The organism is Ferruginibacter sp. (genome assembly GCF_031430955.1).
Classification (GTDB): Bacteria; Bacteroidota; Bacteroidia; order Chitinophagales; family Chitinophagaceae; genus Ferruginibacter.
In genome coordinates this window covers 1-12,558 of the sequence record NZ_JANPCM010000259.1, presented here as the reverse complement: position 1 = coordinate 12,558, position 12,558 = coordinate 1, and the positions used below count along the sequence as shown (strand labels likewise).

Below are 12,558 nucleotides of genomic sequence, written 5' to 3'. Positions count from 1 at the left end.
TCATTAGTCGTTTTTTTGGTGTTAAAATTTTATTAATTGTTTTGGATGGCTCTGCAATATGGGCAAAATAATTTAAAAAATGCTTCATGAGTTAAAAAAATGTGTATAAAATAGGCATTTTTATTTATTACATTTTATTGTAAAATAAGCTTCGTTGCTGCTTATACGTTACTTTAAGTATCTTGCAATCAAATAATTAATTATGGCTGGTACAATTAAAGAAATAAAAAAAGTAACTACCAACACCCTGCAAAAAATGAAAGCCTCCGGGGAGAAAATTGCTATGATAACGGCTTATGATTTCTCTTTTGCAACTATTTTTGATGCAGCAGGCATTGATATTATTTTAGTGGGCGACAGTGCCAGTAATGTAATGGCCGGCCACGTTACCACGTTGCCCATTACACTGGATCAAATGATCTATCATGCACAAAGTGTGGTAAGAGCAAGAGAAAGAAGCCTGATTGTTTGTGATATCCCCTTCGGTTATTACCAATCCAACTCAGATATTGCTCTGGCCTCTGCAATACGAATAATGAAAGAAAGCGGCGCTAATACTGTTAAATTAGAAGGCGGCGAAGAAGTATTGGACTCTGTTAAAAAAATTGTAAGTGCAGGCATTCCAGTTATGGGGCATTTAGGTTTAACGCCACAATCAATAAACAAATTTGGTACTTATGTAGTACGGGCAACCGAAGAACAGGAAGCCAATAAATTAAGAAAAGATGCTTTGCTTTTACAGGAGGCCGGATGTTTTGGCATTGTGCTTGAAAAAATTCCGGCAGCATTGGCAAAAGAAGTTACCGAAAGTTTAAGCATACCCACCATTGGTATTGGCGCCGGTAGCTATTGCGACGGGCAGGTTTTGGTAATGCATGATATGCTGGGCATTAATACCGAATTTAAACCACGTTTTTTACGCCAGTATTTAAATTTAAGCGAACAGGTTACTGGTGCTGTAGAGCAGTATATAAAAGATATTAAGAGTAATGATTTTCCGAACGAAAATGAGCAATATTAAAATAACTATTTTTTAAGCGGTGTTGTAAATTTGCATGCTAAATATTTAAAATGAAATTCCTATCTCAATTAAAGATTCAAAAAAATAATAACGGTGTTTCCACAGGTTTGATTTGGCCAAAAGCTAAAGGCGAAAAAATAAACTCCTTCTCCCCTGTTGATGGTAAATTGATTGCTGCAGTAACCGGTGCCGATAAAAATAATTACGATGCTGTAATTGCAAAAGCACAAAGTGCATTTGCAATATGGCGGCAATGGCCAGCACCAAAGCGTGGCGAAATCGTTAGGCAGGTTGGTGAAGAATTAAGAAAAAGTAAACAGGCGCTGGGTGAGCTGGTAAGTTATGAAATGGGTAAGAGTTTACAGGAAGGCTTAGGCGAAGTACAGGAAATGATCGACATCTGCGATTTTGCGGTGGGTTTATCAAGACAACTGCATGGTTTAACTATGCATAGTGAACGACCCGGGCACAGAATGTATGAACAATATCATCCTTTGGGGATTGTGGGTGTAATATCTGCTTTTAATTTCCCGGTGGCGGTTTGGAGCTGGAATGCAGCTTTGGCATGGGTTTGCGGCGACGTTTGTGTATGGAAGCCCAGCGAAAAAACGCCATTGTGTGCTATAGCGTGTCAAAATGTTATTCAATCGGTATTTAAAAAAAATGATGTACCCGAAGGTGTTAGTAACATAATTATTGGTGGCCGAAATGTGGGAGAATGGATGAGCAACGACCCACGCATGCCGCTAGTTTCTGCAACAGGCAGCACAAGAATGGGTAAAGCAGTGGGTAAAGCAGTGGGAGAAAGATTAGGAAGAAGCCTGCTGGAACTTGGTGGTAACAACGCCATCATCATTACAAAAAATGCAGATTTGGATATGGCATTAATTGGTGCCGCATTTGGTGCAGTGGGTACTGCAGGCCAAAGATGCACCTCTACCCGAAGATTAATTATTCATGAGTCGGTGTATAATAAGTTTAAAGAAAAATTAGTGCATGCATACAGTCAATTAAAAATTGGTAATCCTCTTAACGAAAAAAATCATGTGGGTCCGCTGATTGATAAAGATGCGGTAAAAATGTATTTAGATGCTATTGAAAAATGCAAAGCCGAAGGCGGAAAATTTATTGTAGAGGGTGGCGTAATAAAAGGTAAAGGATTTGAAAGCGGTTGCTATGTACAACCTTGTATTGCCGAAGCAAAAAATCAGTTCACCATTGTACAGCACGAAACTTTTGCTCCTATTTTATACGTAATGAAATATAAAACGCTGGAGGAAGCCATTGCAATGCAAAACGGAGTTCCGCAAGGTTTATCATCTGCAATTATTACAAATAATTTAAGAGAGGCAGAAGCATTTCTTTCGCAGTCCGGCAGCGATTGCGGCATTGCTAATGTAAATATTGGAACTAGCGGTGCAGAAATTGGTGGTGCATTTGGTGGAGAAAAAGAAACAGGTGGCGGCAGAGAAAGTGGCAGTGATGCATGGAAGGTTTATATGAGAAGACAAACCAACACTATTAATTACACAGATAAATTGCCTCTGGCACAGGGAATAAAATTTGATTTGTAGTTAAATTGTAAACGTCAGTGTTTTATTTTCTATATTTATATTGATTTTTTTAGACACATTACCAAAATGCCCCAAAGCTTACGAATAAAATTTACTTTTAAAAAAGTATTTGCAGCATTACTGCTTTTATTTTTATCGCAGCGTTCTGCTGCCCAAACTAAATATGGTGTAACCGCAGGCGTGGGTAAAACCTCTCTTTACAAATTTCCTTTTTCGCCGGAAGATTATAACCGGTATTCATCTGTAACAAGTTGGTGGGCCGGTTTAACAGTCGATTTACCACTTACAAAAAATGGAGTAAATTTATTTGGTGCTGTTCTGTATAACCAAAAAGGTTATTCTTATTCAATGAAAAAAGAAACAGGTGCCAATAATACTGTTAAAGATTCTGGTTTTATACAAAGTGTAAACTATGCCGATATTAATATTAACCTGCGTAAAAGATTTGTATTTAATGAAACCAATAGTTTTTTTGCAGGTACAGGGCCGGTACTCAGTTTTTTTACCGGTGGCAAAGAAAAAATTGCCGTAAATTATTTTGGTACTACTCTCCCGCAGATTAACAATACAAACAGTAAACTTGTAAAAGGTACTGGTCCCGGAAAATATACACCCACATTTTTTAGCTGGGGTTTTGCAGCAGGTTTTGAAATTAACAACTTTTCCATCTTTATAAATGCATGCATACCGCTTACTGATTATTACCAGGATGCACAAAATGCAGTTAAGCATAAAGTAAAATCGTTTGGTATAAATGTTGGTTATGCATTATTCAGCCATGCTAAAAAAGAATTTAAAAAAGAGAAAGATAAAACGGTTTACATACCTGTTGTTATAGACAGCCTTGGTGATGATGATGGCGATGGAATTGTAAATGTTAATGATAAATGTCCTGGGCATAAAGGCACATTAAAATATTTTGGTTGTCCTGTGCCCGACACTGATGGCGACGGAATAAATGATGATCATGATAAATGTATTACAGTTGCAGGCAGTATGGCAAACAATGGTTGTCCATCTTTCACTGATAGTATTAAATCAATTAAAAATGATACAGCCTGCTACACGATATATTTTGAACCCGGCAAAAGTATTTTGCGTTCAGAAGGATATAACACCCTTGCAATTGTAATAAAACTGTTAAAAGAAAATCCCAAACTGGTAGCGGTATTTACCGGGCATACCGATAACGTGGGAAGTGTGGATGCTAATTATAAACGTTCGTTGGGCAGATCAAGTGTTTGTGCCGATCATGTAGCAAGTTATTACATAAGTAAAGGCCGTTTAACCATAGTTTCGGCAGGTAATAAAAAGCCTGCAGCAGATTTAAACGACCCCATGCTGCAATGGAAAAACAGAAGGGTTGAAATTTGCGTATTTGAAAACAAATAATGATGTAAGAGCCGACTGATACCATTTAACATACAAATAGCAAGCTGTATAATTTTCTTTACTAACTTTGAAAAAAAGTAAAAAAGTATATGAATAAAACTCTTATTGTATTTTTAATCTGCTCCCTTATTTTTACCCAAAGTCAGGCCCAAAAAGAAGCCACCCCTAATGGCTGGCATTTGATGGATAAAGAAACCGACGGTTATTATGGTGTTAGTGCCGCAAAAGCCTACAATTTTTTAACTGCTAAAAAACTTAAAAGCAAAACTGTTATTGTTGCAGTTATAGACAGTGGTATTGATACACTGCACGAAGATTTAAAAGCTGTGCTGTGGACCAACCCAAAAGAAATACCCGGCAATGGTATTGATGACGACCGCAATGGCTACATTGATGATGTACATGGCTGGAATTTTTTAGGAGGAAAAGATGGCCGTAATGTGGGTGAAGACAGTTACGAAGCAGCAAGGGTTTATCATGGGTTAAAAGCAAAATACGAAGGAAAAGAAAAAGAGGATATTAATCCGAAAGATGTTGCCGAATTTGAAAGCTGGAAAAAAGCAAAAGCAAAAATATTAGGCGAAGGAGATAATGAACCCGGTATTGACCTTGTGGTATTAAAAAGGATGTTATCCAGCACACAAAAAAGTGACAGTATATTAAAAATTGCCCTGGCGAAAGAAGTATATACCGGTAACGAATTAAATGCTTTTATACCAGCCGACGCAGTACAAAAAACCTCTAAAAATGCATTGCTGGGATTAATGAAAGCTAATAACCAGTTAGACGCTACCAATAAAGAATTTGTAGAAGGGTTTTCAGAATTTGTTGCTGGAGAAGATAAAAAAGAAGTATCTAAAAATACCCCGCCAAAAAATTACAGGCAGGAAATTGTAGGTGATGATGAAACCAATTTGAATGACAGAAATTATGGCAACAACGATTTAATGGCAAACACACCAATGCATGGTACCCACTGCAGTGGTATAATTGCAGCGGCACGTAATAATGGTAAAGGTATGGATGGTATTGCGGATAATGTACGCATTATGATGGTACGTGCTGTACCCGATGGCGATGAGCATGATAAAGATATTGCCAATGCAATTCGCTATGCAGTTGATAACGGTGCACTAATTATAAGCATGAGTTTTGGTAAAGATTTCAGTCCGCAAAAACAATGGGTGGATGATGCTTTCCGCTATGCCGAAAGTAAAAATGTTTTATTAGTGCATGCAGCAGGTAACGATGCAAAAGATGTTGATACAGAAGATAATTTTCCCAGCCCTGTTTATATTAATGCAAAATTCAGAGCAAGTAATGTAATAACTGTTGGTGCAAGTGGTGATACTAAAAACGGCGGACTTACTGCATCATTCAGCAACTACGGAAAAAAAGAAGTAGATGTTTTTTCACCTGGTGTAAGAATTTATTCTACGCTGCCCGGTGGTAACACTTACGGTAATTTACAGGGTACCAGTATGGCCTGCCCGCTGGTAGCCGGTATTGCAGCGTTAACTTTGGAATACTTCCCCACCCTTTCGGCGAAGCAATTAAAATTTGTTATAGAAAAATCTGCTAAGCAGCCCGATTATAAAGTAAACAAACCCGGCAGCGATGAAATGGTAAACCTTAGTGATATCAGTAAAACTGGCGGAATAGTAAATGCATACGAAGCATTAAAATTAGCAGCTACTTTAAAAGGCGAAAGAAAAACACCAAAAGTGGTTTTACCAAAACCTAAAATGATAAAAACTAAAAAAGGATAAATTTTTAAAAACTTCCGAAGCAATTAAACTTCGGAAGTTTTTTTTAGAGGGTATTTATTTTTTTGCTGTTTTCAAATATTATTGCTGCTAAATATTTTACATGCAAAATCTTTTAACACACATAAAAAATTATTCACCGTTAAGCAGCGAAGCTCAACATGCACTGCAGGATTATTTTGAAAAAAAAACGTTTTCAAAAAATGAATATTTACTTACGCAGGGGCAGGTTTGCAGGAATTTATATTTTTTAGAAAAAGGCGCACTCAGGGGATTTTATGATTTGGATGGAAAAGAAATAACGCACTGGTTTGGTTTTGAAAATGATTTTGTTACTTCCTTTCACAGTTTTATTACCGGGGAAGCGGCAGTAGAAAATATTCAATTTATAGAAGGGAGTATTTTATGGATGATCTCAAAAGAAACTTTGAACAATTTGTTTAACCAACATCACGAAATAGAAAGGCTGGTAAGAATTGTTTATGAAAAATATTATATCAGGCTGGAAGAAAGATTTGTAAATGCACAGTTTAAAGCTGCCAGTGAGCGGTACGAAAATTTATTATTACATACACCGCACATTATAGAAAGGGTGCCCTTAGGTTATATTGCCTCTTACCTTGGTATAAGCTAGGAAACACTGAGCAGGATACGCAGTAAGTTTTAACATTTGCATTGCTGCTTTTTGATAAATGTCAAAAGTTTAAGGCGTGCATACCAATAGTTTTGTTCTATAAAAAATAATTATGGAACAAAAACAAATTCAACCGCCTTCCGCTGCTTTTATTGCCGCTTCGTGGCTTGCATTATTTATTGGTGCTATTGCTTTTATCATCGGGCTATGGAATGCCAATATGCAACTGAATGAAAAAGGATATTATTTTACTGTATTGATGTTTGGCCTTTTTGCATCCATCTCTGTGCAAAAAGCAGTACGTGACCAGCTTGAAGGCATACCCGTAACCAACCTGTATTATGGCATTGCCTGGTTTGCAACACTGTTATCAATAGTATTACTTACCGTGGGTTTATGGAATGCCGAACTGGAAAAAAGCGAAAAAGGATTTTATGCGATGTCTTTTGTATTAAGCTTATTTGCAGCTGTTGCCGTGCAAAAAAACACCAGGGATGTTAAAGCATCAAAAATTAATGAGCCATTTTAAGAATAAAATATTTTTATGAATGTATATCATTAAGTCAATTTCATTTTGCTTATTAATATAGATACAACCCTGTTTTAAAAATCAGTAACTTTATTAATAAATTAAAATTTATCTCTAACAACTAAAATAAAAAACAACTGCATGATTACAATTAAAAAACACGATAACAGTTTTATTTTTGAAGTAATGGGAATGCACAAACTTTGGGCATTTAAAAGTCAGTTAACTATTCCTGCTGATAATATTACCAATGTACATCAGGATTTTGAAAGTATTAAAGGATGGAAAGGATGGAGAATGCCAGGCGCATCTATACCTTCAATAATAACCGCCGGCACTTTTATTAAAGATGGCAATAAGATTTTTTGGGATGTTGCCGATATGAAAAATTGTGTAATTGTTGATTTAAAAGATGAAGAGTACAAACAACTTATCATTGAAGTTGATAACCCAGCAGAAGCAATTAAAACTTTGACCAGTTAAAAAATAAATTTCTTAATGTCCCCAAGGATAATATCGTAAAAAAGCTGTTTCATTTTTTTTGAAACAGCCTTTTAACTTTTATAGTAAACCTTTACCCAAAAATTATTCATCAAAATATTCTGTACCATCGGCACTTACATAACCCATTTTACCGGTAGCCGTTTTGACTAATAAAAAATTGCCCCCTCTAACAGATCTTACTTCAGTGTACTTTGGATTTATCATTTTACTATCTAAAAAATAGTATCCTTTAGTTTTATCATTACCTGTTAAAACAAAACCACGGCCTTCATCATACATAATATCTGCAAGGCTTGTATTGATAACGTCTTTATTATTTAAATCTTTTAAAGTACTCACCCCATCTTTAGTTTCAATAAAATAAAAATTTCCTTCGCCGGATTTTACATAAGCAAGTTTATTTTTTTCTACAGGAATAAACATGCTGCCATTACCGGTGTACATGCCATACAAACCGTTTTTTAAAACCTGCAGGTAAGTAGTGCCGTTAATTTCTGCTTTTTTTATCGAATCAAATTCAAATGGCACCAGCACATCAAAAGTATTATTTATCACACCATATTTATTATTCTTCATACCAATGTAGTAAGTATTAACATCAGCAGCCAATTTATAATCATCTACCAGTTTATCGTACACATTTGCATTGCTTGCAACACTGTAAACTTTCTCGGATGTTACACTTACTATTTGTTGCCTGTTATCTGGCCTGTTTTCATTTATTGCCGGGCATTTAGACATGGTGCGTCCTTTAGTATCAATACACACTTCATTTCCGTTTGGCTTTAAAGATGCGCCTGCAAATAAGACGGTATCCTCATTTTTTACCAGTTTGCCACCAGCCGTATGCTTTCCTTTGTTATCAAAATAGCCATACATAAATGGTTTAGCGCTGTAAAATTTAAAAGGGATTACCAATTTGCCCTTTTTGTTTATGTAGCCATATAATTTCCCTTTTTTAACGGCGGCTAATCCGGCAACAAACCAACTGGTTTCGGCATAAGCCGGTTTAATGGCAATAGTTTTATCCGGGTTTGCATAGCCCCATAAATTACCCTGGCGGTAAGGAATTAAGGAAGGATCATATTGCTGGGCAAATGTTGAAACGGTAAATAAAACTAAAATCAGCGTAAATAGATTCTTGATTTTCATATGTTACTATTTTTATTTTTATAAACAAATGCAAATCCAAACTATAAATAAATTATTACTGCATATGTAAAAGCTTAAGTGAAATATCATTTATGAAATTATTTTTTTAACCACTTTACAAATAGTTACAATCAATTGAGAAAGATATTCCTCACACAATGAAAATATTACCCCTTAAATTTTATATATCAATTCAATTTTAATTAAAGGGTATATTATAATACTTTAGTCACTTTACAAATAAAATTTGCAGTATGGGTTTAGAAATGGATGTTAAAAAGAGAAGTGATAACAATTGTGAACTGTGCAGCGCAAACGAATTTGGCTTTAAGAGAAGCCACTAAAAAATGGACTATTCCCCTGCATAATTGGGGGTTAATCCTAAACCGGTTCTTAACTATTTTTGAAAAAAGGGTTCAGCTTTAACGAAAAGCCAAACCCTGTTATTTTAACTTACACACTGTATGGGATAGTGTCTTATCTTTTATCTACAGTAATTTTTAAACTGTTTTTATCCAGCGCTGTGTTTCCTAAACCTACTGATGCCGGTTCTGTGTAAGTTTCTTCAACTTCTCTTGTAAAAGTATTGGATGAAATATTTCTTAATACACTCGCCAAGCTTGCTTCTAAAACATCGCCCCAGTCTTTATCCAGTCCATCTGCAATTAATGCATCGGGTGTAAAGCCAGCATAATAGTTGCCTTCACCATTTTTATTTACTGTTTTAAAAGATATAGGGAAAACATACCATTCACCCACTCCTATTGGAAAATATCCTACCGGCTTACCGTGGGTGTTAGAAGGCCCAATTATTTTTACATCCATATAAGGTTTAAGATTATTGATAAGCAATTCACTTGCTGATGCTGTACTGCGGCTAACAATAAAATAAACTTTATTAATATTTAGAGCACCCTGTTTTTTAAAATTGCTGGTTGAATTTTCGGCTACATGTGCAGCGTTATACATCTGTTTCATCATTACATTGCCATTTGCCGAACCATTAACAATATAATTGGCCAACTCTTCCTGCAGGTTTACATAGCCGCCGCCATTATACCGCAAATCAACAATTAAATTAGTTACACCTGCCGATGAAAATTTATTAAACACTCTTGCAAATTCAGCTGCAATTTGATTTTGATTGCCTAAAAAAGAATTGTACACCAAATAACCGGCTTTGCCATTTGAGGTATTGTATATCGTATCCATATACACCTGCTTTAAAGGATATTTTGTAGCGCCAAGAGCCACATCAACGCTGCTGCCATCTGGTTTTACAAATGTAATGTTAGCAGCAGTTGCATTATAAATATTATCAATTAAGAAAGGGATGTTTGAAGTATTGATATTAGTATTTTGGTTTACTTTTATAATGCGCCATCCTCTTTTTATACCTGCTGCACCTGCAGAAGAATTTGGTTCTGTAAGGCGAACCCTTAAATCATTTTCGGCCCTGAAGAAAACGGTAATACCGAAATCTCCATCATTAGCCGCAGTGCCTGCCAGTGTACTTAAACCGCCACTGATAGCATCCCACTCAGTTTTTTTCATGGCAAAACTCCACCTGTCAACTGGTGTTGCAAAACCGGCTTCACGGCTGTATTGCCTGATATCCGTCATTACTGCATTTGGGTCAGCAAACGAAGAAGCATTAAAACTTGCAGGCAGTTGCGTATTCCATAAATAATAATCCTGCGCTTTTGCAAATGCAGATTGGTTGAGTTGTGCGGAAGATGCTGAACTGTCTGGCGAAGGCGTGGGTACCAGGTTTGCAGCAAGCGATTTATCTTCCTTTTTACAGGAAGAAGCTAATAAAATAAAAGTTAAAAATAATATTGAAAATGAACCGGAGTTTTTTGCCATAGTATTTTTGTTTTACAAATACATATACGGCAAATTTGTTGCTACAAGTTGTTATTAAAATGCAAAATAAAATAGCTGGATCTTTCTAACAACATTAAGTTCTTTGTTGTGAAGAAAAAAATGCTGAGTGGCTTTAAATGATTTTTTGTAATTGGCGGCACTATACTTTATTCATTAACTTTTTTCCAGCCTCAAAGTCACTTAAATTTTGCAGTGTAACTTCTGCTATTTGTGTTAATGCTTCATGTGTTAAAAATCCCTGGTGAGCTGTAATAAGTACATTAGAAAAACTCAGCAACCGCATAATTACATCGTCTTCAATAATATTTTCGCTAAGGTCATGAAAAAATAATTTTTCTTCCTGTTCATAAACATCAATACCTAAATAGCCAAGCTTTCCTTTTTTTAATGCATCAATGGCAGCTTTAGTATCAATCAATGCGCCACGGCTGGTGTTAATAAGCATAGCGCCATTCTTCATAACACTTAAAGTGTTTTTATTAATAAGATGTTTGGTTTGCTCTGTTAACGGGCAATGCAATGAAACTATATCGCTTTGCTCAAGCAAATCCATTAATGGCAAATAGTGTACACCTGCTGCTTCTATATCTTTATTAGCAATAATATCAAAAGCCAGTATTTTACAACCCAACCCCAGCATGATATCAGCAAAGCACTGCCCTATTTTACCTGTACCAATTATGCCAACTGTTTTTCCAAACAAATCAAAACCTGTTAACCTGTCTAACGAAAAATTTCCTTCTCTTACCCGGTTGTAAGCCTTATGCGTTTTGCGGTTCAGCGTCATTATTAAAGCCAGTGCATGTTCGGCTACTGCATGTGGTGAGTAAGCAGGCACCCTAACTATTGCAACAGTATTTTCTGCCGCAGCAGCAAGATCTACATTATTAAAACCAGCACATCGCTGTGCAATAATTTTTACGCCCATTGTGGCCAGCAATTTTATTACTGCTGCATTGAGCTGATCGTTTACAAAAGCACATACAGCATTGCAACCCTTTGCAAGGTTTACTGTTTGCTCATTTAACTGTACTTCGTAAAATGTAATATCGTGTTGGGTATTGCAGTGCTCAAAATATTCTTTATCGTAAGGCTGGGTAGAAAAAAAAGCCACTTTCATATTGCTAAATTACACTTATTATTCTTCGCCAAACCATTCATTATGCTGCTCCTGCACCCTTATAAAAGTTGTTCGCTTGGTTAATTCTTTTAAGTAAGATGCGCCAACATAGGTACAGGTAGAACGCAGGCCTCCCAATATATCTAATATGGTTTCAGTAACTGGTCCACGAAAAGGCATTTTAATAGTTTTGCCTTCTGATGCCCTGTATTCCGCAACACCACCAGCATATTTATTCATGGCAGTTTCGCTGCTCATGCCATAGAATAATTTAAATTTTTTACCACTCTCCTCTTCTACCAGTTCGCCGCCACTTTCGGTATGGCCTGCAAGCATACCACCAAGCATTACAAAATCGGCACCACCACCAAATGCTTTTGAAATATCTCCCGGCACTTTACAACCACCGTCCGAAATAATTTGCCCGCCCAGGCCATGCGCTGCATCAGCACATTCAATAATTGCAGACAACTGCGGATAACCTACCCCAGTTTTAACTCTTGTTGTACAAACCGAACCGGGGCCAATGCCCACTTTAATAATATCGGCACCGGCCAATAATAATTCTTCCACCATTTCTCCTGTAACCACGTTGCCTGCAATTATTATTTTTTCAGGAAAATTTTCTCTTGTCTTTTTTACAAAGTCAACAAATTTTTCGGAGTAGCCATTAGCCACATCAATACAAATAAAACGAAGTGATGGACAGGCTGTAATAATTTGCTGCAGTTTTTCGGCATCAGCTTTAGAAGTGCCGGTGCTTAAACAAATATGATTGGTTATGTCGCCAGAAGATGATTGAATAAATTTTTTCCAATCATCAGGACTGTAATGTTTATGTACCGCTGTAATTAGCTGATGCCCGGCCAAAACAGTGGCCATTTCAAAAGTGCCCACTGTATCCATATTTGCGGCAATAATGGGCACGCCTTCCCAATCATTATTGCCATGGCGAAAATGAAATTTTCGTAACAGTGAA

At 36.3% G+C, this 12,558-nt stretch carries 11 protein-coding genes; 7 read left to right on the top strand and 4 right to left on the bottom strand.

Annotation, left to right across the window (positions count from 1 at the left end):
* The first annotated feature begins 202 nt into the window (after positions 1–202).
* The 7 genes from panB (at position 203) to ACY65O_RS07275 (ending at position 7,399) form a co-directional block, all read left to right on the top strand.
* Entirely contained in the window at positions 203–1,021 is an 819-nt protein-coding gene (gene panB, locus ACY65O_RS07305; RefSeq protein WP_462220197.1) for a 3-methyl-2-oxobutanoate hydroxymethyltransferase, read from the top strand.
* 50 nt (positions 1,022–1,071) lie between these two features.
* The gene (gene amaB, locus ACY65O_RS07300) at positions 1,072–2,595 is read left to right on the top strand and encodes an L-piperidine-6-carboxylate dehydrogenase (protein ID WP_462220196.1); all 1,524 of its coding nucleotides are present in this window, start codon (positions 1,072–1,074) and stop codon (positions 2,593–2,595) included.
* Positions 2,596–2,661: 66 nt separating this feature from the next.
* The gene (locus tag ACY65O_RS07295) at positions 2,662–3,987 is read left to right on the top strand and encodes an OmpA family protein (RefSeq protein ID WP_462220195.1); all 1,326 of its coding nucleotides are present in this window, start codon (positions 2,662–2,664) and stop codon (positions 3,985–3,987) included.
* Between the two features lie 89 nt (positions 3,988–4,076).
* The gene (locus ACY65O_RS07290; protein WP_462220194.1) at positions 4,077–5,756 is read left to right on the top strand and encodes a S8 family peptidase; all 1,680 of its coding nucleotides are present in this window, start codon (positions 4,077–4,079) and stop codon (positions 5,754–5,756) included.
* A 100-nt stretch (positions 5,757–5,856) separates the two neighbouring features.
* A complete protein-coding gene (locus ACY65O_RS07285; protein ID WP_462220193.1) occupies positions 5,857–6,387 on the top strand; it encodes a Crp/Fnr family transcriptional regulator in 531 nt (176 codons plus the stop codon).
* A gap of 112 nt (positions 6,388–6,499) precedes the next feature.
* A complete protein-coding gene (gene yiaA / locus ACY65O_RS07280; RefSeq protein ID WP_462220192.1) occupies positions 6,500–6,916 on the top strand; it encodes an inner membrane protein YiaA in 417 nt (138 codons plus the stop codon).
* Between the two features lie 141 nt (positions 6,917–7,057).
* Complete coding sequence (locus tag ACY65O_RS07275) at positions 7,058–7,399, top strand: hypothetical protein (RefSeq protein ID WP_462220191.1); 342 nt, start codon at positions 7,058–7,060, stop codon at positions 7,397–7,399.
* A 102-nt stretch (positions 7,400–7,501) separates the two neighbouring features.
* Here the strand turns inward: ACY65O_RS07275 and ACY65O_RS07270 are convergent, their stop codons facing one another.
* From ACY65O_RS07270 to ACY65O_RS07255, 4 genes are all read right to left on the bottom strand, one after another.
* Positions 7,502–8,572 (bottom strand): WG repeat-containing protein, encoded by a 1,071-nt coding sequence (locus ACY65O_RS07270; RefSeq protein WP_462220190.1) that lies wholly within the window; start codon positions 8,570–8,572, stop codon positions 7,502–7,504.
* A gap of 477 nt (positions 8,573–9,049) precedes the next feature.
* Positions 9,050–10,438: a S41 family peptidase gene (locus ACY65O_RS07265; RefSeq protein ID WP_462220189.1), complete on the bottom strand. Its 1,389-nt coding sequence runs from the start codon at positions 10,436–10,438 to the stop codon at positions 9,050–9,052.
* Between the two features lie 160 nt (positions 10,439–10,598).
* Positions 10,599–11,579, bottom strand: coding sequence for a 2-hydroxyacid dehydrogenase (locus tag ACY65O_RS07260; RefSeq protein ID WP_462220188.1), 981 nt, complete (start codon positions 11,577–11,579; stop codon positions 10,599–10,601).
* 18 nt (positions 11,580–11,597) lie between these two features.
* On the bottom strand, positions 11,598–12,558 hold a 961-nt coding region (locus ACY65O_RS07255; RefSeq protein ID WP_462220187.1), incomplete at its 5' end, for a GMP reductase.

Bases quoted from the DNA above. Each gene is read 5' to 3' on its own strand.
- panB (WP_462220197.1), top strand. From the start codon at position 203: ATGGCTGGTACAATTAAAGAAATAAAAAAAGTAACTACCAACACCCTG.
- amaB (WP_462220196.1), top strand. From the start codon at position 1,072: ATGAAATTCCTATCTCAATTAAAGATTCAAAAAAATAATAACGGTGTT.
- ACY65O_RS07295 (WP_462220195.1), top strand. From the start codon at position 2,662: ATGCCCCAAAGCTTACGAATAAAATTTACTTTTAAAAAAGTATTTGCA.
- ACY65O_RS07290 (WP_462220194.1), top strand. From the start codon at position 4,077: ATGAATAAAACTCTTATTGTATTTTTAATCTGCTCCCTTATTTTTACC.
- ACY65O_RS07285 (WP_462220193.1), top strand. From the start codon at position 5,857: ATGCAAAATCTTTTAACACACATAAAAAATTATTCACCGTTAAGCAGC.
- yiaA (WP_462220192.1), top strand. From the start codon at position 6,500: ATGGAACAAAAACAAATTCAACCGCCTTCCGCTGCTTTTATTGCCGCT.
- ACY65O_RS07275 (WP_462220191.1), top strand. From the start codon at position 7,058: ATGATTACAATTAAAAAACACGATAACAGTTTTATTTTTGAAGTAATG.
- ACY65O_RS07270 (WP_462220190.1), bottom strand. From the start codon at position 8,572: ATGAAAATCAAGAATCTATTTACGCTGATTTTAGTTTTATTTACCGTT.
- ACY65O_RS07265 (WP_462220189.1), bottom strand. From the start codon at position 10,438: ATGGCAAAAAACTCCGGTTCATTTTCAATATTATTTTTAACTTTTATT.
- ACY65O_RS07260 (WP_462220188.1), bottom strand. From the start codon at position 11,579: ATGAAAGTGGCTTTTTTTTCTACCCAGCCTTACGATAAAGAATATTTT.